Source organism: Marinobacter sp. W-8 (genome assembly GCF_044342215.1).
GTDB classification, from domain to species: Bacteria; Pseudomonadota; Gammaproteobacteria; order Pseudomonadales; family Oleiphilaceae; genus Marinobacter; species Marinobacter nauticus.
The window spans coordinates 1,212,089-1,235,084 of the sequence record NZ_CP172297.1 but is presented as its reverse complement, the minus strand read 5'-3'; the positions used below and the strand labels follow the sequence as shown (position 1 = coordinate 1,235,084).

The following is a 22,996-nucleotide window of genomic DNA, read 5'->3' as shown; positions in this document are numbered from 1 at the left end:
GATTCATGGCGAGCCCCGGTTTCTTCCAGCGCCAGGCCAATGCCCGGCGCAACACTGGCCTGTTGGTCGTTCTGTTTCTAACCGCAGTCACCCTGATTACTCTGGCGGTCTGCCTGGTGGGTTACATGGTCACCCGCAGCCAGACCTCAGCCCTGCCCTTCCATTACTGGCTGCTGTCCAGCCACGGCCTGACGACCGCCGGTGCGGTGGTCGCGCTGATTGGCATCGGTTCCCTGGTACGCTGGGTGGATCTGGCCGGAGGCGGCACCCGGGTAGCACGAATGGTGGGCGCTCGGGCTATTGATCCGGACACCCGCGATCCGGAAGAACGCAAACTGCGCAACATCGTCGAAGAGATGTCTATTGCCAGCGGCGTGCCGGTACCGGAACTCTACGTGATGGACCATGAAACCGGCATCAACGCCTTTGTCGCCGGCTATACCCCTGGTGAAGCGGTGATGGTGGTCACGCATGGGGCCCTGACACAGCTGAACCGGGACGAACTCCAGGGCGTGGTAGGCCACGAATTCAGCCACATCCTCAACGGCGATATGCGCATCAACGTGAGGTTGATCGCCCTGCTGGCCGGCATCCTGATGATCGGCCAGATTGGCCAGTTTCTCCTGAGAGCCGGCTTCTACAGCAGTGGACGCAGCCGAAATCGGGACGGCCGGGCACAGGCTGCCATGGGGCTGATCGGGCTGGCCTTGATGGTGATCGGCTATGTCGGCGTGTTCTTTGGCCGGCTCATTCAGTCGGCCGTCTCACGCCAACGGGAGATGCTGGCCGACGCGTCATCCGTTCAGTTCACTCGTAACCCCGAAGGCATTGGCGCCGCCCTGTTCAAAATCGGGATGAAAGGCGGGTATCTGGACACTACCAGCCATGCCAGCGACATGAACCACATGTGTTTCGGCGAGGCAGCAAGGATGAAATTCACCTCCCTGCTGGCATCCCACCCTCCCATTGACGAACGAATCAACGCCATCCAGCCAGGGCTGATGGCACGCCTGCGCAGCAGGCTACGGGATACCGAACCGGGCTCACGCTTGCAGGGACAAGGCCGCAATCCGGATAAGGCAGCCATTGGAGACCTGGTGAGCCAGGTAGTCGAACCCGCTCAAGGCACCCGAAAGTACAGCCTATCGCCTCTGGCGAGCTCCCTGACCAACGAATCTCCGACGGCAACCCCTGCGCTGTCCAGCCGCGTTGGCACGGTTTCCGCGGACAGCGAGCGCTTCGCCAGCAGTCTCCTGAAGAAACTGCCATCGACCTTTCGCAACCTGTTATATACCCGTGCTGGGGCCGTTCAGCTTTGTTATGGCCTGGTTATTTACGAACTGACGGACCCCGAGCAAACCGAGAGGCTTGCTCTCATACCAGAGCACTCCGTGCTGGGCGCCCAACCCGAGTTGCTTGGTAAACTACTGCCATCCCTAAAAGAACTTGGCGAACGCGCACGTTTTCCAATGCTTGAACTGGCCATGCCGGCGTTGCGAAAGCTCGATCCGGAGGAGCGGGACACCCTTCTCGCAAACATTCAGACGCTGGTTCAGGCGGACAACCGGGTGACCCTGTTCGAACTCGCACTCACCACCTTCCTGTGGCGGCATCTAGGCCGTGGCTCCGGGCAGGTCGTGCCCGTAAAATACCGAAGCTTCCGGCAAGTCAAACCCGCCATTGAGCAGGTGCTGAGCCTGTTCGCCCGGGCCGGCACCGAAGCACCGGAAAAGGCTCAAGCGCTCTATCAGGAGGCTATTTCCGGGTTCGGCAACGGAAACGACGAAACCATGCACAGCAAGATCACCATGCAGAACCTTAGAGCTGCTCTGAATGTTCTCAGCAAGCTCTCACCACTGCTGAAGCCTTCCATTATTGATGCCTGCGGACATTGCATCAGTCACGACGGAAAGGTGGAAGTTAAGGAATACGAATTAATGAGGCTGGTGGCGGATCAGCTGGACTGCCCGATGCCGCCACTCTGAGAGCACTCGAAGCACCGCCCCAGTCCTGCTCGCCAGGGCGATGATCAGACAGCGCGGTTATCCACGCTGTCTCGCCCGCACAACTGCCTACTGCCGGCGCCCTTCAAACAGCATATCAACCGACGGATCAGATTCTTCCTGCGGCAAGCCAAGCTTTTCCCGCACTTCCAGGTTCACATCCCAGAGGCGGTTGAACTTTTCAGTGGTCGCCGCCACAGCATCTGCCTTGCCCAACATAATCGTGGGGCGTAGGAAAACCAGCAGGTTGCGCTTAACGCGGGTCTCGGATTCAGAAGAGAACAAGCGACCAAGCACCGGGATATCGCCCAGCAGCGGCACCTTGCTCTTGCTGACCTGGTAATCGTCCTTGATCAGACCGCCCAGTACCACGGTCTCACCGTCATCCGCCAGCACGGTGGTTTTAATCTCACGTTTGTTGGTGATCAGATCGGATGCACCATCAACGCTGGTTGTGGAAATGTCCTCGGTCGTTTGCTCAACCACCAGACGCACCAAGCCATCGGCACTGATCGTAGGCGTGACTTTCAGCGACAACCCCACATCGCGCCGCTCGATGGTGGTAAACGGGTTGGTGGTCCCGTCTCCGGTCACGGTAGACTGGCCAGTACGGAACGGTACGTTCTGGCCAACGATAATTTCAGATTCCTGATTGTCGAGGGTAATAATGCTGGGCGTAGACAACAGGTTCGCCGCGGAAGAAGAGGACAGTGCCTGAATCAGTAAGCCCCAGGTAACACCATCCTCATCACGCTGCCCGGCACCGACGGTCAACCCGCCGGCTAGCTGCGGAATAGTGTCACCCACCAGAGCTCCAATCACGGAGTTCAGGCCAACCATACCCTGGCCACTGGTCAGGTTTGTACCCAGCACCGGAAATGAACCTGCAGACTCATCGCCAGCCGCCAATTGCACCCCGAGCTGATCGCCCAGCTCATCACTGATTTCCACAATGGCCGCTTCAATCATCACCTGGGCACGGCGCACATCCAGCTGTGCCACAATCTGCTCGGCTTCCTGCATCAGGGAGGGGTCCCCCCGGACGACGAGAGCATTCAGCCCTTCGTCGGCAAAGACTGAAAAGCTGCTGCCCGGATTCCCGGCAGAGCCACCCGAACTGCCGCCAGCGCTACCCTCTTTCACTACCTCACCCATCACACCTTTGAGTATTTCGGTCAGGGTCTTGGCATCGGCATGACGAAGACGAATCACCTTGGTGGTTCCGCCACTGGCAGACGGTTGGTCCAGTTGGAGAATCAAACCGCGCATCTTGTCCCGAAAGGTTTCGTCGCCCCGCAGAATCAATCGATTGCTGCGCTCGTCGGCTGTCACGCTGTATTTGCGTGCGGCATTCTCACCGCCAACGCGGCCAAGCTCTTCTGGTGCCAGCTCCTGCAGCAGGGTCACCATGTCACCAACCCAGGCTTCCTGCAGCTGAATCACTTCCACTTCGTATTTAGAGGGGCTGTCCAGTTCCCGAACGATCTGTTCAATGCGAGCGATGTTAGAGGCATGATCACTGACAATCAGGGCGTTTGCCGCAGCCACACCCGCCAGATGGCCGTATTTGGCGACCAGGGGACGCAGAATCGGAACCAGTTCCAGGGCGTTGGCATTATCAATCTGGATAACACGGGTAATCAATTGCTCGGAAGGCGTTTGCGGAAACCTGTTCAGGTTCTCTGCAGACTGTTTGGCATCGACCTGCTGGACAATTTTGACGACTTCCTCTCCGGGGATCGCAGTAAAACCGTGCACATTCAGCACTGCCAGGAAAAGATCGTATATTTCGTCCTTGTTCATGGGGGCACTGGACAATACCGTGACCTTCCCTTTAACCCGGGGATCCACCACAAAGCTGTAGCCGGTTATGTCTGCCACCTGGGTGACGAAGGCCCGAATGTCCGCATCCTTGAGGTTCAGCCTCCAGGTTTCTTCCTGCGCCTGCGCCAGCGAAGCCAGCGGCAATAAAAGCGCGAACATGATTGCCTGGAGGAGGTTGATCTTGTGGTTATACATCTGGCGATATCGTCCTGTTATTTTGAGTACCCTGTCAGCGCCATTGTTCGGGTATGGCGTAACTGACCGTCAGCAGGGTTCCGTCACGTTCAATTTCTATATCCAGCTGCGGCTGGCTGCGCCAACTGTCCAGCAACTGCTTGTCCTGCTCGATGTCGCCCAGAGGCTGACCGTTCACCGAGGTAATGATATCTCCCGGACGCAGATTCACGGCGTTCAGCATGGCGTTGGAGCCATCATACACATACCCACTGCGATCCTCTGCAGGCTGCAGACCGTAGGTTGCCAGTGCAGCCACGCCTTCACTGTCCAACCGCGCTCTGGCGTCTTCCAGGTAGGTATCCGGCGATTCTGCCGTTTGCACCGGCTCTTCCGCAACCAGCGCTCCGGTCTCTATCTGTTCCTCAAACGCCAGGGATTCGTACCTCCCCCCCCTGCGTAGCAGAATTCTTCCAGCCTCGACCTCCGCCAGCTCAGCGTTGCCCGGTAACTGGTCGCCAACCCGATAGTATTCGGTTTCGCCGTTACTTCCGGCAACTATAGCACCGGAGTCCTCCGGACGCTGCCCGACAAGCACACCTTCCAGCCTCAGGCGCAGCCCGGTTTCCGGTGCAGAGCGGCGCACCACGTCGGCCACACCCACCTGATTATCCGGCCTCCCGAAGAACTCATAACCGGCGATCGGAGCCTCTGACACTCGGCTACGGACCTCAGCGCCGGCAGCCGTCTGCCCGAAGATTTCCGGTACAGGCCGGTCGTTCCAGGCAATCAACCAGGTTAGTTTCGCCAGCTCTACCGCAAGGTAAAGCACCAGCGCAAGCAACAGCAGATTCGCCAATGTACGCGAGAACCGCTCCTGACGCCCCACCGACAGCTTCATCATATTACAGGCCTCCGGGCAGCAATGGCTGCCGGACCCGGAACACTACGTCACCCGGCCTTGCAGAATCTGGCCAGGGCTGTTGCGCCAGATCGACCATGCGCTTGTACACCCGCAGTTCCATCATGCCATCCCAGAGTATGCTGGCATCAGCCGCCGGCCCGCTTGCACCCTGCTCTGCCACTACCAGTGAAACGCCTCCGTCCACGGTGTCCAGATCTGCCTGCATGGGAGGAAACACGGCCTGGCCCACCTGATTGCCCATCGGCCAGGTAACCCTGCCACCATCCCAGCGCCCGAGCCCGTCTGCTGACTTCAGGCGACCGTCTGACCAGGACATCTCGAAGCGATCCACAGACACGGTTCCCTCAATCATGGCGCCACCGCTCTGGCGTATCAGTTGCTCGAACTCGGCAACCGCTATCAGCCCATTGGCACTGACCTCAAAATTACCCTGCCAACCGGCACGGGCAACCCCTTCCACGCGGGATTGTGATGAAGACACGGAAAATTGCAGCGGTAATGTCACCCCGGACAGCGATGGCCAGCCAAATTGCCATTCCAGGCGTGCCGGAAAACCAGCCACAACAACCCCTGCGGCCCCATCCCAGAGACGCCCGGATACCTGCTGCACCCGAACCTGCTCTGGCAGCTGCACCTGGGCCGAGGCCTGCTGCCAGAGCCAGCCAGCCGGAACCAGAACAATCAGCGTGATCCCGTAAACCAGCAGACCGAGCAACAGCAGCAGAACCACTTTGCCAGGGCCGAGAAAGGATTTTGGTCGGGATTCAGTCATTGCAATTGGCACATTTAAAAACCGGTAGCCGAGTCTAACAAAGCCATTGGGCAAGTTCATGACAAAAAAACGAAAAACCCCGCGCCAGTGTGAACCAGCGCGGGGTTTTCAGGGGTAGATCGGGCCAGGCCTCAGAAACTGAGACCTGTTCGGGATCTGGCCGGCATTACATCATGCCGCCCATGCCTCCCATTCCGCCCATGCCACCCATATCCGGCATACCACCGCCGGCTTTCTCGTCTTCCGGCTCGTCTGCAACCATCGCCTCGGTGGTGATGATCAGAGAAGCGACAGAAGCCGCTGCCTGCAGGGAAGAACGGGTTACCTTGGCGGGATCCAGGATACCCATTTCCAGCATGTCGCCGTACTGCTCGGTAGCAGCGTTGAAGCCGAAGGAACCTTCGCCTTCTTTTACCTTGGCAACCACCACAGAAGACTCACCGCCTGCGTTGAATACGATCTGACGCAACGGAGCTTCCATGGCGCGACGCAGAATGTTCACACCAGCTTTCTGCTCGTCGTTGATGGCGTCTACCTTGTCCAGAGCCGCAATGGCGCGGATGAGGGTAACACCACCACCAGCTACGATGCCTTCTTCAACGGCAGCGCGGGTGGAGTGCAGAGCGTCTTCAACGCGGGCCTTCTTCTCTTTCATTTCAACTTCAGAGCCGGCGCCCACTTTGATGACGGCGACACCGCCAGCCAGCTTGGCGACGCGCTCTTGCAGCTTCTCTTTGTCGTAATCAGAGCTGCTGTCTTCGATCTGCTTGCGAATCTGCTCAACGCGAGCGCTGATATCAGCCTCGGCACCAGCGCCACCGATGATCGTGGTGTTTTCCTTGGTCACGTTGACACGCTTGGCAGTACCCAGGTCATCCAGAGTGGTGTTTTCCAGGGTCAGGCCGACTTCTTCGGAAATCACCGTACCGCCAGTCAGAATGGCGATATCCTGCAGCATTTCCTTGCGACGGTCACCAAAGCCAGGCGCCTTCACAGCGTTGACTTTCACAATGCCGCGCATGTTGTTGACCACCAGAGTAGCCAGGGCTTCGCCTTCGATGTCTTCAGCGATGATCTGCAGCGGCTTACCAGCCTTTGCAACCGCTTCCAGCACCGGCAGCAGTTCGCGGATGTTGGAGATCTTCTTGTCAACCAGCAGGATGTACGGGTCTTCCAGCTCGGCGGACATGTTGTCCTGGTTGTTGATGAAGTACGGGCTCAGGAAACCGCGGTCAAACTGCATGCCTTCAACCACGTCCAGCTCGTCTTCCAGGCCACGGCCTTCCTCAACGGTAATGACGCCTTCTTTACCGACTTTTTCCATCGCGTCGGCGATGATTTTGCCGATGGTCTCGTCACCGTTGGCGGAGATAGTACCGACCTGGGCGATCATGCGGCTGTCGTCGCAGGGCTTGGCCATTTCACGGATAGCTTTAACAGCTTCGGCGGTACCTTTGTCGATACCACGCTTCAGGTCCATCGGGTTCATGCCGGCTGTCACGGCCTTGATACCCTCATTCACGATGGACTGGGCCAGTACGGTCGCAGTCGTGGTACCGTCACCAGCAGTTTCGTTGGCCTGGGAAGCGACTTCCTTCACCATCTGCGCGCCCATGTTCTCGAACTTGTCTTTCAGCTCGATTTCCTTGGCCACAGATACGCCGTCCTTGGTCACAGTCGGAGCGCCGAAAGACTTCTCCAGAACCACGTTACGACCTTTGGGGCCCAGGGTTACCTTGACCGCGTCCGCCAGGATGTTAACACCTGCTACCATGCGCTTACGGGCGCTATCACCGAATTTAACGTCTTTTGCTGCCATGTCTTCTATTCCTGTTCGTTAAACCGAAAATTGAACCAATCGGATTAATGAGCGTTCGTGCCTATCGCTGTTGCGATCACTCAAGCACGCCGTAAATATCGTTCTCACTCATGATGAGCAGCTCTTCACCGTCAACCTTCACGGTGTTACCGGCGTACTGACCGAAGACCACGGTGTCACCCACCTTGACCGCCAGTGCACGGGTTTCGCCGTTATCCAGAATGCGGCCATTACCCACAGCGATCACTTCGCCCTGGGAAGGCTTTTCTTTGGCATTACCCGGCAGCACGATGCCACCCGCAGTTTTCTCTTCTTCTTCCTTACGGCGTACGACAACACGATCGTGTAGCGGACGAATTTTCATTGCTCTGTTTCTCCAATAGTCAGATTAATGTGGCAATGACAATTGCATGTTAAAAATGTCTGGCCGGAGACCCGGACCCGACAAATTGCCCCGGCATCCAAGCCACTGATAGACAGCGGTTTTCAGCCTGAAGCGAATCTGTGCTGTGTTAATGGGGTTGAGCGAAAGGTTTTCAACACCCGCAACGAAAAAAAATTTACTTTTTTTCCTGCTCATCCTGATCAGACTGCCCCTGCTGGAGCTGGCCCCTATCAGTCCGGGTCTGATCCTGGTACTCGCCTTCAATGATGTTGCCGTTGGCATCACGATCGAATGGTCGCTGCTGGCCAAATGGGCCTTGCCCGAAGGGCCCTGCACCGCCTCCGGCGCTGAAAAAGAAACTCCGGCCGTGATTCTGCCCCGACACCGTCATCCGCTTCAGCGCCTGCGATGCCAGCCAATGTCGCGAGCCCGGCAACAAACACAGAAAGCCGAAGGTGTCGGTGATAAACCCCGGCGTGAGCAACATGGCGCCACCGACCGCAAGAATCAGCCCCTCGGCCACTTCTTTTGCCGGCAACTCACCGCTGTTGAGCCGTTCATTCGCCCGCAACAAGGTCGCCAGCCCCTGCTGGCGCAGCAACCAGGCCCCGATTACAGCCGTCAGAAACACCAGCCCTACCGTATTCAACACGCCGATAACGCTACCGACCTGAATCAATACCGCCAGTTCGGCAATGGGCATAACGATGAAAAGAAAAAAGAAAACGGGCAAAATGCCTCCCCATAAAAACGATGCAGACACACAGAGAACGTAAAACACCTCTGAACTTAATTAGGGCAAACCATGAAACTTCAAGATTCTGTTATCGCAATCACTGGTGGCGGCCAGGGCCTCGGCCGCGCAATGGCTGAATACCTGGCAGCCAAAGGCGCCAGGCTGGCACTCATCGACCTGATGGAAGACAAGCTGGCTGAAGCCGCTGAGGCCTGCAAACTGGCCGGTGGCGACGCCAAAACCTATGTCTGTAACGTCGCCAAAGAAGAAGACGTTGAGGCAACCTTTCAGGCAATCATCAATGACTTCGGCCACCTCAACGGCCTGGTGAACAACGCCGGCATCCTGCGCGACGGCCTGATGGTGAAATTCAAGGACGGCAAGCTCGAGAAGCGCATGGAACTGGCCCAGTGGCAGTCCGTGATCGACGTTAACCTCACCGGCGTTTTCCTGTGCGGCCGGGAAGCGGCCACCCGCATGATCGAAAACGGCGACCAGGGCGCGATCATCAACATCGCCTCCATCTCCCGCGCCGGAAACATGGGCCAGAGCAACTACTCCGCCGCCAAAGCCGGCGTATCTGCCCTGGTGCCAGTGTGGGCCAAAGAACTCGCCCGCTACGGCATCCGCTGTATGGGCATCGCCCCAGGGTTTATCGAAACCGAAATGACGGCCTCCATGAAGCCCGAAGCCCTGGAGAAAATGACCGCCGGCATCCCCCTGAGACGCATGGGCAAGCCAGAGGAAATCGCCTCGGCGGTAGCATTTATCTTCGAGAACGACTACGTTTCTGGCCGCATGATCGAGGTGGACGGCGCCCTGCGCCTGTAACCCGGCCAATTCCGGAGCTCTGAATGAACGAGTCCGAAAAAGAACCGACAAAGGAGCAGAAAATCTGGCAGGTAGTGGCCGCGATTCCGAAAGGAAAAGTGGCCAGCTACGGCCAGGTAGCCGCCATGGCCGGCCTCGGACGCCAGGCGCGTTTCGTTGGCCGTGCCCTGGGCAAACTGCCCGCCGGCCACTGCATTCCCTGGTATCGGGTTATCCGGAGCAATGGCCAGATCGCTTTTCCTGAAGGCACGGAAACCTGCCAGCTTCAAACAGAGAAACTGAGGCTGGAAGGGGTGGAAGTGTATAAAGGAAGGGTAAAGATGAAGGACTTTCAGTGGCAGCCTTGAGCCGAACGCCCAAGGCTGCCACCGGACCAACAAAGACTCAGATCAAACCGCCTTGGCGGCAATGATCTTGTCGTGCCACTCAACCGGGCCGGTCTGGTGCACGGAACTGCCACGGGAATCCACGGCTACGGTTACCGGCATTTCTTCCACCTCAAACTCGTAGATGGCTTCCATACCCAGCTCTTCGAAGGCCACCACCTTGGCGCCCTTGATGGCCTTGGAGACCAGGTACGCAGCACCACCCACCGCCATCAGATACACTGCGCCGTGCTTCTTGATGGCGTCGATGGCAACCTGGCCACGCTCGGCTTTACCGATCATGCCGGTCAGGCCGGTTTTCTCCAGCATGGTGTCGGTGAACTTATCCATACGGGTGGCGGTGGTGGGGCCTGCCGGGCCAACCACTTCTTCGCGAACCGGATCAACCGGGCCCACGTAATAGATGAAGCGACCTTTCAGATCCACCGGCAGCTCTTCGCCGCGCTCGATCATATCTACCATCTTCTTGTGGGCGGCATCACGGCCGGTCAGCATCTTGCCGGACAGCAGAACGGTCTCACCCGGCTGCCAGTCTTTCACGTCTTCCGGTGTCACGGTGTCCAGGTTCACGCGGCGAACATTCTCACCCACTTCCCAGGTGATTTCCGGCCAGTCGTCCAGGCTCGGCGGAGTCTGCAGGGAGGGGCCAGTGCCATCCAGCACAAAGTGTGCGTGGCGGGTAGCGGCACAGTTCGGGATGATCGCCACCGGCTTGTTGGCCGCGTGGGTCGGGTAATCCTTTACCTTCACATCCAGAACGGTGGTCAGGCCGCCCAGACCCTGGGCGCCAATGCCCAGCTCGTTTACCTTCTCGAACAGCTCAAGGCGCAGCTCTTCAGCGCGGTTGGAGGCGCCACGGGCCTGCAGATCGTGAATATCGATCGGATCCAGCAGGGCTTCCTTGGCCAGTTCCATCGCCTTCTCGGCGGTACCACCAATACCGATACCCAGCATGCCAGGCGGACACCAGCCGGCACCCATCTGCGGAATCATTTTCAGAACCCACTCCACTACGGAGTCAGACGGGTTCAACATGGCAAACTTGGACTTGGCCTCAGAACCGCCGCCCTTGGCTGCAACGTGCACTTCTACGGTGTTACCCGGCACCATCTTGTAGTGAATGATGGCCGGGGTGTTGTCCTTGGTGTTCTGGCGCTTGCCGTCCGGGTCTGCCAGCACAGAGGCCCGCAGTACGTTGTCCGGATGTGTGTAAGCGCGGCGAACGCCTTCGTTGATCACGTCGTCCAGCGCCATGTCGCACTCGAACTTCACATCCATACCGATGTTCACGAACACGGTAACGATACCGGTGTCCTGACAGATCGGGCGATGGCCCTGGGCGCACATGCGGGAGTTAATCAGAATCTGGGCCATGGCATCCTTGGCCGCCTGGGACTCTTCCTTCTGGTAGGCCTCGTACACGGCCTGAATGAAATCCTTCGGGTGATAATAGGAAATGAACTGCAGCGCATCGGCTACGCTTTCGATCAGGTCGTCCTGGCGGATCACGGTGGTCATAGTGGCCTCATCAGCTTTCTGATTATCGGAAGTATGCGGAGCCACCAAAGCAGCCCCCTGCTTATATAAGGAAGCGAGAGTTTACCAGAAATTCGACTCAGCGGTTGATGCGACAGAAGGCGCAAATGCTATGTAGGCCAGCGAAAATAGCTATGACGGTAAAACCAATTCGCAACAATTTGTTAAAACAGGCATTACCCGGTCACTGGAACTCGACAAACCGCGGAGCGGCCACTATTTTTGATTGAGGGCCACTCCAAGGGTGCGAGGAGGGTTTCCAGACGCAGAATCACACTTTTGGCTGATCAACACTTGCTACTCTGTCGCTATAGTCGAAGCTACAGAAATTGGCTTTTAAGTGCTGGCTACAATTTCAGACAACCAACAAATCAGAAAAGGCTGTGCGCGGAATCCTGGGGCCGACCGGTTCCGTCAACGCCGAATATAACGACACAACAACAGGAAAAGGTTCCACCCATGTTCAAGAAAACTCTAATAAGTCTTGCCGTGGCTTCTTCCCTTGGGTTGACGGGCTGTTTCAGTGGCTCTAACAGTGGGGGTAATGATAATCCCAAGCCGCAGTATGCCGGTGATGCCCTGAATACAACATACCCGCTGTTCAACCCGGCCAAGCGCCAAATCCCGACACCGACCGACCTGAGTTTCTCAGGTTCACTGGATGGAACGTTCAAACTGGATTTAACCGAAGACTCCAGCCCTGTTGAAATCGCTCTCGATAGCCTTAGCGGTGCGTCTACGGTAGATCCCATTACCATCAAGACCAGTGGCCAGATCGACAAATCATCGCTAAAACCAAATCAGAACATCTTCCTGATTCCGCTCAAGTATGCGAGCGGTGACCCGATTCAAGGTCTTTCTAATCAGGAACCGCCAACGGTTGATCAAGCAAAAGCGGCGAAAACGAAATTCATTGTCGACGTTATCAATGTTGATGACTCCACAGCGATCAGAATTAGTCCCACTGAGCCGCTGGCTCCCAACACTCGATACGTTGTAGGGATTACTAAAGACGTCAAAGACACGTCCGGTAAACCGATCGGTCAAGACCCGGTCTACGCCAATATCACAGGCGAAGGCACAGACAATGATCCGAACTTCGGTCTAGTTAACGCTGCTCTCGCTCCGATACGCTCTTTGGTCAACAACCTTTGGGAACCGATCGTCACCAAATTCGTAGCTTTTAGCTCCAATGGCGCAAGCACGCTGTCAGCCGATGACATCGCCATGAGCTATAGTTTCACCACATCAAATGATGTCATGGTGACTCGTTACATCGCTTATCCGGAGAACTGGCTGCGCGACCAACTCGAGGGTTTTGTTCGGGTATCGACTGCCAAGAAAGTTGTTGGCGCTGCAAGGTTTGCATCGGGTGAAGATCTCGAACAGGAAGAGCCCAGTCCTTTAACAGGCTTCCAACAGTGGGACCTAAACGAAGATGATAGCATTGACGCGAAAGACTTCGATGTTAATGGTGATAACTCTGTAACAACTGCAGATTTTCTTTTTGCAAATTCGGATCCGAGTGATTTCGGATTTGAGGACGTGAACGCTGCAGTTAAAGCGGCCATAGCAACATTCAAGCCCTCAATCGCTTTAAAAAATCAATTGCTTACACCCTGCGACCAGCCTCCGGTGCAGAGCGGCAATCTGTTTGATGATCAATTGAACTGCGTAGCAAGCGCTCTTCTCACGAACTTCCTAGGCAGCCCGAACGCCGAGCCTGCCGCAAGACCTATCGGAAACACCTGGTCATCTTCTAGGGCTGATGCGAAATCCGCGGTGCTCGCAAGCATTGAAGGCTCCAGTATCGTAGACATTTCAGAGAATACCATCGAACTCCCCTACTACCTGGGCCGGCCAAAAACACCAAGCGAGCAAATCCCGGAGTTTCTCGCAGGAGCTCCGATTCAGACGTCCTCGTGGGTCGCAGACAAGACATACGCATCAACAATTGTGAACGCTCTAGGTCTGCCGCTGGCTCAGGGAAAAGAGCTAAGCCAAGCCGTAACGGCACGCTTCCCATTCCCCCAGGAAAGCGGTGAGACTCTAATTGAAGTCCCATTGCTGGTCATTCACCCTAATAGCTTAGACCTGAACAACGCTTCGGCTGGGGATATAGACGATGTCGTTATCTTCCAGCATGGGATTACAACAGACCGCAGTGCCGCGATGGCTTTTGGAACGGCTCTGGTCGCTAGTGGTTTGCAACAAGGTCGTAACATCGCTGTTGTTGCGATTGACCAGCCACTGCATGGCGTGGCGCCAGCAACCAGAGAAAAGCGTGAAGATCTCGCCGAAACGCTGTTAACAAGTACGGTACTGAGAGTGATTGGTGTCGCACCGGGAGCCACGCCAACTCAAGAACAGCTACTGACCGCTGAGGCATTTGCGACCGCGTTTGCTCCGGCACTTGCAACCGACCTAATTACCTTTGAAGCCCAACTTCAAGCTGTAGCATCGGACAATACCAATGATGCTCAGCCAATCGCCGCGGGCTTGCTCAACGCGCAGCTCGACGGAACCCGGGCACTGTTGGCAGACACCGTTCAAAAAGCGGGAAGCACAATTCCGGGCTTGGCCCCAGCCTCGAAGGAAACGGGGGTTGTCGAGTCAGGAGTAAACGAACGACATTTCGGCTGGGGTAGCAATGTGGATTTCGACCGGTCCGTTGATGCAGGACCTGCAAACTCACCATGGGCTGCAATGAAATTCCCTACAAATCCAACCGACCCTGTGGCTGACGCAGGCGAGTCCGGAGACTTGTTCATCAATTTGGGCAACTTCCTGAATAGCCGTGACAATCTGCGCCAGGGCGTTCTTGACCTTCTGAACTTGCGAGCATCACTGCCGGTGGAAGTTGGAGCCTTTGCTGACGCTGACACCAAGTTCCATTTCGTAGGTCACTCACTGGGTACTATTAACGGTAATGCGTTTGTTGTGGCTGCCAACTCCGGTGACCGCCCGGATCTGAGAATTGAGAACAGTCACCTGATGACACCGGCTTCAGGCGTGGTAAGAATGCTTGAAAACTCACCGTCCTTTGCACCAACCATCCTCGCCGGGTTGAAGCAAACAGACTCTGATCTGACCCAGGCAAGCAACAACCTACAGTCGTTCTTCACAGTATTCCAGGCCGCTATCGATACCGTTGACCCGATCAACACAGTCGACCAGCTTCGGGATTCCAGAACACTGATCTCGCAAATGGATGGTGATCGCACCACGATAAATGCCGCTTGGAACACCTATTACGACGATAGCATTTCCAACTGGAAAGAGGGGTACAACGTTTTTTCAACAGACGCCTTTGAAGCATACGGAATCGACATAGATTCTCAAAGTCCTGCACCGCTGGCAGGCTCTGAACCCCTTGCAGCATGGCTGTTGGCCGGCGACTTCGGTAATAACGAACTGCCAGCGATTACCCGTTACGAAGAGGGCACCCATAGCACACCGGTGCTTCCTCGTTCAGAAGTTGCTGAACCAGCCAACTTCGGGGAAGCCCAAAGCTTTGCGGAATTGGAGTATGAATTCCTCAAAGACCGCACACTGCCTCTCGAAGAGAAGACTATCGTAACAGCAGCGAACGCTGAGAATACATTTAAAGGACTGGTGGGTGAGACTCTAAAAATGATTCTGACGACACCTGCTCCATAAACCCACCAAACGGTACGATAATTAGAAAACCCGGCTCCAAGCCGGGTTTTCTATTTCTCAGGCAAACTTTAAGGGCACACCCAACTGCCTCTGCATCTCCCTATCCCCCCGATCCCTTTCAACAACCATCCCCCTCGCCTTCATCTGCGGATGCTCTGCCGCCTCCTCAATCGTCAACACCGGCTCCACACAGGCATCCACTTCGGCAAACACCTCCTGCCACTCTGCCAGTGAACGCTCCGCGATCTTTTGTTTGATAGCGACTTTCAGCTCCTGCTGATGTTCAGGCTTCTGGCTCAGGGCATAGCTTTTCAGTTCGCCCAACCCAAGGGTGTCGCACAGGCAGGAAGAGAATTGTGGTTCCAGGCTCCCGACAGACAACCAGCGACCATCCCTGGTCTGGTAATAGTCATAGAATGTCCCACCATTGAGCATGCTGCTTTCGGGCTTCTGAGGCTGTCCGCCTGCCAGGGCAGCAGCACCCGCCATGGCATTCAAAGCGAAGGCGGCATCGGTCATGCTGATGTCGATAAAGGCGCCCTCACCGGTTTCCTGGCGTTTGATGACAGCAGCAAGGATACCCATTACGGCATGATGGGAACCGCCGGCCACATCGGCAACCTGAATGCCCATGGGTGGCGGGCCGCTGTCGGCACGGCCGCAGTGGCTGGCAACACCGGAAATAGCCAGGTAGTTGATGTCGTGGCCGGCTCTGTCTTTATAGGGGCCGGTCTGACCATAACCGGTAATGGCGCAGTAGATCAGTTTCGGATTGATGGCTTTGAGTACCTCATAGCCTATCCCGAGGCGATCCATGACGCCCGGGCGAAACTGCTCCACCACAATGTCGTAGTCTTGAACCAGCTGCTTGACCTTTTCAACACTCTCTGGCTGTTTCAGGTTCAGCTGCAAGGTTTGCTTGCCGCGACTGAGGTAGGAAAAGGTGGTGCTGAATTTACCGTCAAACGGTGGCATTACCTTGGCCAGATCCACGCGATCCGGAGCTTCAATTCTGAGCACTTCCGCGCCCATATCGGCGAGCATCATGGTGGCGTAGGGTCCGGGCAGCAAGGTACTGAAATCCAGAATTTTCAGGTTGGCGAGCGGGGCTGCCATAAAGCATCTCCTTGTTTTTGATCGGCGGCAATGACTCTGGCTCATGCTGACGGGTTTTGCAGGCCGGGCCAACTACCGGTTCCTTCATTCCTATTGACCGTTTCTTCCATCCGTTGGCAAATCATGGGCTTGCAATGTTGAGCCGGGTACTTATGATGAAGTTCTTTCTTTCTTCTGGCTGCCTCTATGTCAACACTGACAGTCTCACGACATTTTGTTGAAGCTTCCCTGTCAGGCGCCGAACGCCTGGGCCTGGACAGCCGTGCTTTGCTCCAGGAGGCCGGGATCTCGCCAGATCTTCTTCGCATTGAAATGGCAAGGGTGAGCAGTGATCAGTTCAGCAAGCTGATGCAGGTAATCTGGCAGCGCACTGGCGATGAGTTTATGGGCATGGGGCCACGCCGTGCCCGCTCCGGAACGTTCGCCACCATGTGTGCGTTGGTGGTCGGTTGCCAGACGCTGGAAGAGGTATATCAACAGGCCTTCCGGTTCTCTCGGCTGTTCGAACCGATGGTTTCCATGGAGCTTGAAATCTTCGGTGACCGTGCGCGCCTGGTCACGCGAATTGAAGGCAGCATCCACGACCCGGACTATTTTCTGCGCGAGAGCATTCTGGTGATCTGGCACCGGCTGGGCAGCTGGCTTATTGGCCAGCCCGTGGAACTGGAGAAAGCTGAGTTCGATTACCTGAGGCCAGATCACGGGGACGAATACCGGCACATTTTTCATTGTCCGCTGGCGTTCGAGTCCGACTGTACGGCATTGACCTTCAGCAAACGTTTCCTCTCCGCCCCGGTGATTCGGGACAAGCCGGAAATGCGACAATTCCTGAAAACCTCCCCGGCAGACCTGCTGTCACGACCGGATGAGAGCAACACCTGGACCGGTCGTATTCGTGGCCTGATTGGCCGTGACTTCTCCAAACCCATGCCGGATTTCGACTGGATAGCACAAGAGCTGCACACCAGCCCGCAAACCCTAAGGCGCCGCCTGAAGCAGGAGAACACGTCGTTTCAGGAGATCAAGGATCTATTGCGGCGGGATATGGCCATCTACTATCTGGCCCATCCGGAGATGCCCATCAACGATATTGCCGAACGGGTAGGCTTTACCGAACCATCCACCTTCCATCGGGCCTTCAAGAAGTGGACGGGGGTCACCCCGGGCGCCTGGCGGGAAGGCGAACGGGGCGATCTGGTCTGAACACCCGGCCTTACGAACTTCCCTGCTGCAGGTTCCGGATCAAGCGCCCCAGAGTTCGGGCAATGTCCCGGGCCTGATCGCGATTCTCCGCCAACTGGAAAAGCCGGGAGCCGTCCCGCGGATCATAAACCCAGCAGGCTCCGACCACCGGTTCACAATCCCAACGCAACTGAGGATTCACACCGAATACCGACAGAGACAGGGTTCTGCGAACGGTGGTGCCATCGGGATTGCGCTCGATGTCCTGAATACTGATATTGCCATCATCCAGAGCCACCTGGTACTGGCGATCTGCTGGCCTGTCCAGGCGCACCACCGTTTTGTCACGCCGCCAGCCAGCGGTCTCAAGCAGAGTATTCAGATGGATGACCAGAGCCTCCCTGTCCGAGCCTGCCAGATACAGCTGGCGCAGCGTCTTCACATCCTGTTCATTCGCCGGCTCAATCACGGCCACGGGCTCGTTGGCATTGGCCTGCCCTTCGGCCAGAGCGCGAACACTGGCACGGCTGGCCTTCTCTATGTCGGTAATCAGCTTCAGGCTTTGCTGGTAATGCGTGCCCTCTGCCCCGACCCGGGTAATGTATTGCTCCAGTGCTGAACGTGCCTCATTCAGATGATTGGCCTGCAACATGGCCCGGCCGCGATAGTAGTAATACTCGGCGGGCTTTTCTCCCTCCATGGCCTGAAGGCGGTTCAGGTACTCCCCTGCCTCACTCCAGTTCTCTGCTGCAACGGCTTCTTCAGTCGCCAGCATCAAGCGGCGAATCTCGTGTTCCGGAGCCAATGCCTGGGCGAATCCCGCCTGCAGGGCAAGAACAGAAGACAACACCAGGCCCGCAAATGCCTTGTGACCAGGCAAACGCCTTTTTTTCATGGATGACAACATACCGCTACTCCTGTTGGTCCTCTGCACGGGCTTTCCCGGCGTCCGTAGGCTCCCTGTCGATGGCAGGCGTATCTCCCGGCTCATCGGCGTCTTCAGAATCGACCTCGGCCTGATCCACTATCGACTTGGGCAACTCTTTTTTAACCCTGACCCCCAGCTCCACAAACCGATTGGCCTGGGAAATCAGATTACCACGGCCCCGTGTCAGGGTATTCATGGCATTATCGTAGGTGCCCTGGGCCGTGTGTAACTGGCTTCCCAGCTTTTCCATAGCCTCGACAAACACCCGCAGCTTGTCGTAGACCGCGCCGGCGCGATCGGCAATGCGGCGGGCATTCTGGCTCTGGCGCTCATAACGCCAGATATTCTCAATGGTTCTCAGTGTCGCCAGCAGGGTGGTAGGCGTCACCACAATAATCTTTCGCTCAAATGCTTCTGCGAAGAGATTCTCGTCCTGCTGGAATGCTGCCACAAATGCCGGCTCAATGGGCATGAACAGCAGCACGAAATCGGGAGAATGCAGCCCGTTGAGCTGACTGTAATCTTTCTCGCTCAATGTACGGATGTGATTGCGAACCGCCTCAACATGCTGCTTCAGCGCCGCAGCGCGCTCTTCCTCCTGATCTGCGGTCACCCACTGCTGATAGGCCACCAACGATACTTTGGAATCAATCACCAGATTTCGCTGATCCGGCAAATGCACGATGACATCGGGCCTCAACAACTGATTATCTTCGTCCCGGTAACTCCCCTGGGTTTCGTACTCGACCCCTTTGCGCAGGCCCGACCGTTCCAGCACCCGCTCCAGGATCAACTCACCCCAGTTGCCCTGAATTTTCTTGTCGCCTTTGAGAGCGCGGGTCAGATTGGCGGCTTCTTCGGTAATTTGCCGGTTCAGCTCCTGCAACGATTTTATTTCGCTGCGAAGCGCCTGGCGATCCCGGGTTTCCGTGGTGTAGACATCCTCAACCCGTTTGCGAAAATCCTGCAACTGGTCACGGAAGGGGTTGAGCAAGGAGTCCAGGCTGGTTTTAGATTGCTGACTGAAGCGCTCACTTTTCTGGTCGAAAATCCGGTTCGCCAGGTTCTCGAATTCCTGCTTCAGTGCGTCGCGATTCTTCTCCAGCAACTCCAGTTTTTCCGAGGCATTGCGGCGCTCTTTATCCAGTGTCACCTGCTGCTCGCGTAACTCGACCTTCAACTGGCCTAACTGTTCGGAGAGTGTTTCAGCCCGCTGCTGGTATTGACCGCTTTCATTTACCAGTTGCGCAACCCGGTCCTGTTTTGCCGCCAGCTCCGATTCCAGAGCCGCCAATCGGTTTTCCAGGTTGGCAGACTGCTGTCGCCAGTGCTCGATGCCCTGCTCCAGCTGCCCAGAGCGGGCTTTCTGCTCCTCCAGTGCGGTCTGCAGATGTTCAACTTCCTGTTCATGCAACGCCTGCACCTGCTCGCTATCTCTCAGTTGCCTGTCCCGGGCGTCCAGTTCCTCGCGCAAGGCAGACTCGGTGGCTTTATCCTGACGCCGACGCCACAGCAGCCAGATCATGCCCGCCAGACACAAGGCGGCACTCGCCACCAGAGCAAGGAACCAGCCTGCCAGCCATTCCGGACGTTCAGCCATGGTGAGGGTAAGCGCATCTAGCACCAGCAAGTTCTCCTTGAGTCTTGATTGGTAGAATCAGGGCATGGCCCTGGGATCAAAGCCTGACAGTCTACCGCAATGCTCACCCTTTTTTCTCGTTGGCGGAACGGGGCCACCAGGCCGGCATCGACTGTTTGGCATTTATCAACATTGCGCCAATCCGCCTATGGACGCCGAGCGTAAATTCCTCTACAACGGTTAAAAAGCACTCAATCGAAGTGCAAAAGCCGTAAATGGAACGCTGACTGGCAGGCCGGAGCGTGTTCAAGGAATTGTGGAGAAAATTCGGGTCCGACTTCCTGCAGGCTACCTGCGTGGAAGACGAGCAGGCATTGTCTTCGGAGAACCAGGGCCCGGGGGGCAAGCATTTGCGCGTCTTGCCGCACATTACCCACACTGGCGAGTTCCACCTTGAACGGCTGACCCAGTTGCTGAAAAGCCGTTATGGAAAGAGCCTCACGGTGCCGACCGACACCACCTCCAGCGACCGTGCGCTCAAAGAAGTCATTTCCTTTGCTGCTCGCATTCAGGACCAGGATATTCAGCGGGAGCTGCTACTGTTCTACCTCAATTGTTCCCCAGTCATCCAGGAGTACCTCAGATCCGAGACGCCGCTGGGCCAGGGGCCCTTCCTGGGCCGGTAAAGATGCGCCTTAACCATCTGTAAAGTCACCACACAGGTACGTTGTAGTATACTCTCCCGCCTGATTGACAACACATCCAATGGCTGAGGCATCCATTGCCAATAATTCTCACGGCCGGTTCAGGGGATATTCATGGGGTCCAGGTTTTCGCAAACCCGCTCATTCTTCGCAGTTGCCCTAACAGGGCTGGCTGTCGCACTTTCCGGTTGCGCTTCCGATCGCTATTTCATGGTGCCGAAAGAAAATATTGAAGAGGTGCGAGCCTCGGTCCAAAGCCAGCGTGCAACCCTGGTTACCATGGAGCAGAATGCCAGTGTAAGGCACGAAAAGCTTCTGCAGCAGAATCAGGATTCTACCCAGACCATTCTTCAAGCCATTGCCACTCAGGTTGAAAAGCCATCGTGCCCACCACCAAAGGCGGCACCTACCTGCCCCGCTTCCCGCGAAGATAAAGGCCGGGCGGATCGCCTAAAAGGCAAAGTCGTTGTCGGTGAGGTCGAAAAGTTTTTCCTGGCTGGCCCCGACCATGTCTATACCGCCCGAATCGACAGTGGCGCGGAAACCTCTTCCATACACGCCCGCAACGTTCAACGTTTCGAGCGCGACGGCAGCAACTGGGTGCGCTTTGAAGTGCCGGTTCCTGGCACCAAGGAGGCCGAATGGGTTGCCATGGAGAAAGAAATCTCCCGGCGCGTGAAAATTATCCAGTCCAGTGCCGATGAGTCTGAACGACGTGTAGTGGTGGAGCTTCAGTTTGCCATTGGCGACCACCAGCAAGTAGCTGAGTTTACGTTGGCCGACCGGACAAATCTGACTTACGAAGTCCTGATTGGCCGCAACGTATTGCGAGACGTCATGTTGATCGATGTCGGCAAGGAATTCGCAACAGAGCTGCCCGAATCCTACCTTGAACAAGCGGCAAACGGAGAGGAAGAATGACGGTACGCTCCCGGGTCCCGTTTTACGTGTTTGTCTTCCTGTTGATTGCGGCAGGGATAGCGATCGCCACCTGGCGCCATCTGGAACTGGGTATTCCGTGGATGACCGGAGAACAGCGCCCGGTATGGATGATTGAGGCGCGGGTCGATTTCCAGGGCCAGAACAGCCCGGCTGAAGTGAGTCTGCACATACCGGAGCAGCCGCCCGGCTTTCGCATTCTGACGGAGCAGGCCGCCTCACCCGGCTACGGCTTCTCAATTCTGGATAGCAACAGCGGGCGCAGGGCCCAGTGGACAAAACGAGATGTCGCCGGCCCACAGACTCTCTATTTCAAAGCACAGTTTGTACCGGATGAAGACGCGATTCATGCTCCGCCAGCGCGTAAACCCCGAGCATTGACGGTTTTCTGGGAGGAGCCCCAGGCCACCGCCGTAAGAGAACTCCTGAGCCAGGCTTCCGAGCGCTCCAGCTCACCCGAGAGCATGACCCGAGAGCTGATCCGCCTGATGCAGCCGGACAACCGCACCCAGAACACAACACTGCTGGTATCCGACGACAACTATCTGCAACTGCTGGTAAAAATGCTGAATCACGCCGGCATTGCTGCCCGCACCGCCGACGCCCTGAAGCTTGAGGATGCCCGGCGCCGCCAACAGCTGGTGCCATTCCTGCAGATATACAACGGCAAGCGCTGGCTTACCTTCGACCCGCGCACCGCAGAACAGGGCGTACCGGAAAACCTGCTGCTCTGGCGACAGGGGTCCGACTCCCTGCTCGATGTGGTGGGCGGCGACGACTCCCAGGTGAGCTTTTCCATGCTGCGACAGACCGTACCGGCGCTGCAACTGGCAACGCTTGAGTCCAATGCCAATGGGTTGAGTGTGCTCGGCTTCTACCAGTTACCAATAGAAGAACAGAGCATGTTCCGAATGCTGCTGTTGCTCCCCATCGGCGCGCTGATTGTTGCCTTCATGCGGATTGTCATCGGCATCCGCACATCGGGCACCTTTATGCCGGTCCTGATTGCCGTGGCGTTTGTCCAGACCACCCTGGTGCCGGGGCTGATCGCATTCTTGTCCGTCGTAGCCATTGGCCTGCTGTTGCGCGGTTATCTTTCCAGCCTGAACCTGCTGCTGGTATCCCGCATATCGGCCTTGATCATCCTGGTGATCTTCATCACCGCGGGGCTCAGCATTATTGGCTACCAGATGGGCTTTAACACCGGCATGACCGTCACCTTCTTCCCAATGGTGATCATCGCCTGGACCATCGAGCGTATGTCCATCCTCTGGGAGGAAGAAGGCGCCCGCGAAGTGCTGGTGCAGGGATCAGGCAGCCTATTTGTGGCCATCTGCGCCTACCTGGCCATGAGCACTCCGCTGGCTGGCCACCTCACCTTCAACTTCCCGGAGTTACACCTGGTTATTCTCGGGCTGATCTTGCTGATGGGTCAGTACACCGGCTACAAGCTCAGCGAGCTCAAGCGGTTTACCCCGATGAAGGCCTACGACTGAT

General features: G+C 56.7%; 18 protein-coding genes. 8 read left to right on the top strand and 10 right to left on the bottom strand.

The window, feature by feature from the left end; genetic code table 11:
* The first annotated feature begins 5 nt into the window (after positions 1-5).
* Entirely contained in the window at positions 6-1,985 is a 1,980-nt protein-coding gene (locus ACF8YQ_RS05630; protein WP_396622840.1) for a M48 family metallopeptidase, read from the top strand.
* A gap of 87 nt (positions 1,986-2,072) precedes the next feature.
* Here ACF8YQ_RS05630 and gspD read toward each other — a convergent pair whose 3' ends face one another.
* The 6 genes from gspD to ACF8YQ_RS05600 form a co-directional block, all read right to left on the bottom strand.
* Positions 2,073-4,022 carry a type II secretion system secretin GspD gene (gene gspD, locus ACF8YQ_RS05625; protein WP_396622839.1) on the bottom strand — a complete coding sequence of 650 codons (1,950 nt, stop codon included), beginning with the start codon at positions 4,020-4,022 and terminating at the stop codon, positions 2,073-2,075.
* 34 nt (positions 4,023-4,056) lie between these two features.
* Positions 4,057-4,905 (bottom strand): type II secretion system protein N, encoded by an 849-nt coding sequence (locus ACF8YQ_RS05620; RefSeq protein ID WP_396622838.1) that lies wholly within the window; start codon positions 4,903-4,905, stop codon positions 4,057-4,059.
* Between the two features lies 1 nt (position 4,906).
* A complete protein-coding gene (gene gspN / locus ACF8YQ_RS05615) occupies positions 4,907-5,698 on the bottom strand; it encodes a type II secretion system protein N (RefSeq protein ID WP_396622837.1) in 792 nt (263 codons plus the stop codon).
* Positions 5,699-5,864: 166 nt separating this feature from the next.
* Positions 5,865-7,517 (bottom strand): chaperonin GroEL, encoded by a 1,653-nt coding sequence (gene groL, locus ACF8YQ_RS05610; protein WP_014421008.1) that lies wholly within the window; start codon positions 7,515-7,517, stop codon positions 5,865-5,867.
* Positions 7,518-7,593: 76 nt separating this feature from the next.
* Positions 7,594-7,881, bottom strand: coding sequence for a co-chaperone GroES (gene groES / locus ACF8YQ_RS05605; RefSeq protein ID WP_011785505.1), 288 nt, complete (start codon positions 7,879-7,881; stop codon positions 7,594-7,596).
* Positions 7,882-8,077: 196 nt separating this feature from the next.
* Positions 8,078-8,635, bottom strand: coding sequence for an FxsA family protein (locus ACF8YQ_RS05600; protein WP_023009840.1), 558 nt, complete (start codon positions 8,633-8,635; stop codon positions 8,078-8,080).
* A 72-nt stretch (positions 8,636-8,707) separates the two neighbouring features.
* Here ACF8YQ_RS05600 and ACF8YQ_RS05595 point away from each other — a divergent pair, with 72 nt between their 5' ends.
* Together ACF8YQ_RS05595 and ACF8YQ_RS05590 are read left to right on the top strand one after the other, a co-directional pair.
* Complete coding sequence (locus tag ACF8YQ_RS05595; RefSeq protein WP_396622836.1) at positions 8,708-9,469, top strand: SDR family oxidoreductase; 762 nt, start codon at positions 8,708-8,710, stop codon at positions 9,467-9,469.
* A 23-nt stretch (positions 9,470-9,492) separates the two neighbouring features.
* Complete coding sequence (locus ACF8YQ_RS05590; RefSeq protein WP_023010611.1) at positions 9,493-9,816, top strand: MGMT family protein; 324 nt, start codon at positions 9,493-9,495, stop codon at positions 9,814-9,816.
* Between the two features lie 42 nt (positions 9,817-9,858).
* Here the strand turns inward: ACF8YQ_RS05590 and ACF8YQ_RS05585 are convergent, their stop codons facing one another.
* Positions 9,859-11,373 (bottom strand): fumarate hydratase, encoded by a 1,515-nt coding sequence (locus ACF8YQ_RS05585; protein WP_396622835.1) that lies wholly within the window; start codon positions 11,371-11,373, stop codon positions 9,859-9,861.
* A 477-nt stretch (positions 11,374-11,850) separates the two neighbouring features.
* On the opposite strand from ACF8YQ_RS05585, the gene ACF8YQ_RS05580 reads away from it, so the two are divergent.
* Positions 11,851-15,051: an Ig-like domain-containing protein gene (locus ACF8YQ_RS05580; RefSeq protein WP_396622834.1), complete on the top strand. Its 3,201-nt coding sequence runs from the start codon at positions 11,851-11,853 to the stop codon at positions 15,049-15,051.
* Between the two features lie 57 nt (positions 15,052-15,108).
* On the opposite strand, the gene ACF8YQ_RS05575 is transcribed toward ACF8YQ_RS05580, so the two are convergent.
* Positions 15,109-16,167: a CaiB/BaiF CoA transferase family protein gene (locus tag ACF8YQ_RS05575; RefSeq protein ID WP_396622833.1), complete on the bottom strand. Its 1,059-nt coding sequence runs from the start codon at positions 16,165-16,167 to the stop codon at positions 15,109-15,111.
* Positions 16,168-16,353: 186 nt separating this feature from the next.
* Between ACF8YQ_RS05575 and ACF8YQ_RS05570 the strand changes: the two genes are divergently transcribed.
* Positions 16,354-17,370 carry an AraC family transcriptional regulator gene (locus tag ACF8YQ_RS05570; RefSeq protein ID WP_396622832.1) on the top strand — a complete coding sequence of 339 codons (1,017 nt, stop codon included), beginning with the start codon at positions 16,354-16,356 and terminating at the stop codon, positions 17,368-17,370.
* Between the two features lie 10 nt (positions 17,371-17,380).
* Here ACF8YQ_RS05570 and ACF8YQ_RS05565 read toward each other — a convergent pair whose 3' ends face one another.
* Both ACF8YQ_RS05565 and rmuC read right to left on the bottom strand, forming a co-directional pair.
* Positions 17,381-18,256 carry a hypothetical protein gene (locus ACF8YQ_RS05565; RefSeq protein ID WP_396622831.1) on the bottom strand — a complete coding sequence of 292 codons (876 nt, stop codon included), beginning with the start codon at positions 18,254-18,256 and terminating at the stop codon, positions 17,381-17,383.
* A 4-nt stretch (positions 18,257-18,260) separates the two neighbouring features.
* Entirely contained in the window at positions 18,261-19,907 is a 1,647-nt protein-coding gene (gene rmuC / locus ACF8YQ_RS05560) for a DNA recombination protein RmuC (protein ID WP_396622830.1), read from the bottom strand.
* Between the two features lie 263 nt (positions 19,908-20,170).
* Here rmuC and ACF8YQ_RS05555 point away from each other — a divergent pair, with 263 nt between their 5' ends.
* The 3 genes from ACF8YQ_RS05555 to ACF8YQ_RS05545 all read left to right on the top strand — a co-directional run bounded on the left by ACF8YQ_RS05555 (position 20,171) and on the right by ACF8YQ_RS05545 (position 22,995).
* Positions 20,171-20,542 carry a hypothetical protein gene (locus tag ACF8YQ_RS05555; RefSeq protein ID WP_396622829.1) on the top strand — a complete coding sequence of 124 codons (372 nt, stop codon included), beginning with the start codon at positions 20,171-20,173 and terminating at the stop codon, positions 20,540-20,542.
* Positions 20,543-20,674: 132 nt separating this feature from the next.
* The gene (locus tag ACF8YQ_RS05550; RefSeq protein WP_396622828.1) at positions 20,675-21,481 is read left to right on the top strand and encodes an ATP-dependent zinc protease; all 807 of its coding nucleotides are present in this window, start codon (positions 20,675-20,677) and stop codon (positions 21,479-21,481) included.
* The gene (locus ACF8YQ_RS05545) at positions 21,478-22,995 is read left to right on the top strand and encodes an inactive transglutaminase family protein (protein ID WP_224849231.1); all 1,518 of its coding nucleotides are present in this window, start codon (positions 21,478-21,480) and stop codon (positions 22,993-22,995) included. Before ACF8YQ_RS05550 ends, ACF8YQ_RS05545 begins: the two co-directional genes overlap by 4 nt.
* The last annotated feature ends 1 nt before the right edge of the window (position 22,996 follow it).